The sequence below is a fragment of the Pseudomonas citronellolis genome (assembly GCF_029335315.1).
GTDB classification, from domain to species: Bacteria; Pseudomonadota; Gammaproteobacteria; order Pseudomonadales; family Pseudomonadaceae; genus Pseudomonas; species Pseudomonas citronellolis_A.
The window spans coordinates 1-2,433 of sequence record NZ_JARJLT010000292.1 but is presented as its reverse complement, the minus strand read 5'-3'; the positions used below and the strand labels follow the sequence as shown (position 1 = coordinate 2,433).

Sequence of the window (2,433 nt, the reverse complement as noted above, 5' to 3'; positions counted from 1 at the left end):
CGCGGGGGCAACGGGGGTTACTTGAGGCCGGCGACCAGCGCGGGCGAGGCCGGCTTGCCGTCGAAGGTGGTCACCCCGGCGAGCCATTGTTCGAGCTGCTGCGGGTGGGCCTTGAGCCAGGCGCGGGCGGCGTCCAGCGGCTGGCTGCGGTCGAGGATGGGTTCCATCACCTGGCTGACGTCGGCGCTGCTGAAGCGCAGGTTGTGCAGCAGCTTGGCGACGTTGCCGCACTGCTGCTGGTAGCCGGCGGCGGTCATGATCGAGACGGTGGCGGCGCCTTCGTTGGGGCCGAACACGTCGTCGCTGCCGGTGAGGTACTTCATGTCGATCTGCAGGTTCATCGGGTGCGGCTTCCAGCCGAAGAACACCACCCACTGCTGGCGCTTGATCGCCCGCTTGACCGCGGTGAGCATGCCGGCCTCGCTGGATTCCACGACCTGGAAGCCCTTCAGGCCGAACTTGTCCTTGGCGATCATGTCCGCGGTGATGCGGTTGGAGCCGCTGCCCGGCTCGATCAGGTAGATCTTGTTGTCCAGCTTGTCGCGGAATTTGGCGATGTCGGCGAAGGTCTTCAGGCCGCCGTCGTAGACGTAGGTGGGCACCGCGTAGGTGGACTGGGCGTCGCCCAGGGTGGCGGGCGTGAGGACTTCGATCTGCTGCTTGTCCAGGTAGGGCTTGGCCACCGGCTGCATGGTCGGCTGCCAGTAGCCGAGGAAGATGTCGAGCTGCTTGTCGGCCATGCCGGCGAGGATGATCTGTTGCGAAGCGCTGGTCTGCTTGACCTTGTAGCCCAGGCCGTCGAGCAGGGCCTCGGCCATGGCGCTGCTGGCCACCACGTCGGTCCAGTTCACCGAGCCCATGCGCACCGTCTGGCACGCCTCGGGCTCGGCGGCCCAACTGCTGCCGGCGACGGCGAACAGCGCGGCGCAGGCGGCCGCTTTGATCGATAGCTTCATGACTTCTCCCTCAAGGCCTTTGCGGCAGTGGTTATCGTTGTTGTGTCATGCGCCCCGCGCGGCGGTGGCTGGAGTCAAAACTACGCACAGCCGGGCGCGGCGAATCGCACAGTGGCGACCTGCACTTGCACGCCAGCGACCTCCCGGTTGCCAGCGCCGGGGGAAATGTTCTATGCCAGTGGATCGCCGCCCGAATCGCCCGGATGACGCCATGTCGAACGACTTCTGGTTTCTCCTGCTGCCCGGTTTTTCCGTAATGGGCTTCATCTCCGCCGTGGAGCCGCTGCGCGTGGCCAACCGCTTTCGCGGCGGGCTGTACCGCTGGCACCTGCTGAGCGCCGACGGCGGCCCGGTGCTGGCCAGCAACGGCATGTCGATGAACGCCGACGGCGCCCTGGAAGCCCTGGGCCGCGGCGACACCCTGTTCGTGGTCGCCGGCTTCGACCCGCTGCGCGCCTGCACCCCGGCGCTGCTGCACTGGCTGCGCCGGCTCGACCGCGAGGGGGTGACCCTCGGCGGCATCGACACCGGCACCTTCGTCCTCGCCGAGGCCGGCCTGCTCGAGCGCCAGCGCTGCACCCTGCACTGGGAGGCGCTGGACGCCTTCCGGGAGACTTATCCACACCTGCACGCGACCCAGGAGCTGTTCGAGATCGACGGCGCGCGCATCACCTCCGCCGGCGGCACGGCCTCGATCGACCTGATGCTCGACCTGATCGCCCGCGACCAGGGCCCGGAGCTGGCGGTGCAGGTCTCCGAGCAGTTCGTCGTCGGGCGCATCCGCACCCGCCAGGACCACCAGCGCCTGCAACTGGCCAGCCGCTACGGGGTGACCAACAAGAAGCTGGTGCAGGTGCTCGGCGAGATGGAGCGCCACACCGAGCCACCGCTGTCGACCCTGGCGCTGGCCGAGGGCATCCAGGTCACCCGCCGCCAGCTGGAGCGCCTGTTCCGCCTGCACCTGCACGACACGCCGTCGAACTTCTACCTCGGCCTGCGCCTGGACAAGGCCCGCCAGCTGCTGCGGCAGACCGACATGAGCGTGCTGGAGGTGGGCCTGGCCTGCGGCTTCGAGACGCCGTCGTACCTGTCGCGCAGCTATCGGGCGAAGTTCGGGGTATGTCCGAGCCAGGATCGCGCGGCGTTGCCGGGTGTGGGTTCAAAGAGCCCCTCTCCCCAGCCCTCTCCCTGAAGGGAGAGGGGGCAGTACGTGCCGAGAGGAGGCATGGTTTCAGCCGGAAGCTTTGGGTGTTTCCGGCTAACTCCAGAGCAACCAACCCTGCCCAACGGTCCCCTCTCCCTTCAGGGCGGGGCGCGCAGCCGAGGGTTAGGGAGAGGGAGCGGAGTCTCAGCCAGGGCCAAAACACCCGTTCGCGAGCAAGCTCGCTCCTACAAAAGCCGCCAGCCCTCAGTGGCAAGATCCGTGGGCTCTGCGTCATTTATCCACAGGCCGGGCGGGTGCACCATGGGTTCATCC

Annotated in this window: 2 protein-coding genes; one reads left to right on the top strand and one right to left on the bottom strand. The window is 67.9% G+C overall.

The features are described 5' to 3' along the window. Positions 1 to 17: 17 nt before the first annotated feature. Positions 18 to 956 carry a choline ABC transporter substrate-binding protein gene (gene choX, locus P3W75_RS21755; protein WP_276229386.1) on the bottom strand — a complete coding sequence of 313 codons (939 nt, stop codon included), beginning with the start codon at positions 954 to 956 and terminating at the stop codon, positions 18 to 20. 211 nt (positions 957 to 1,167) lie between these two features. On the opposite strand from choX, the gene P3W75_RS21750 reads away from it, so the two are divergent. After that, entirely contained in the window at positions 1,168 to 2,148 is a 981-nt protein-coding gene (locus P3W75_RS21750; protein WP_276229385.1) for a GlxA family transcriptional regulator, read from the top strand. Positions 2,149 to 2,433 lie beyond the last annotated feature (285 nt).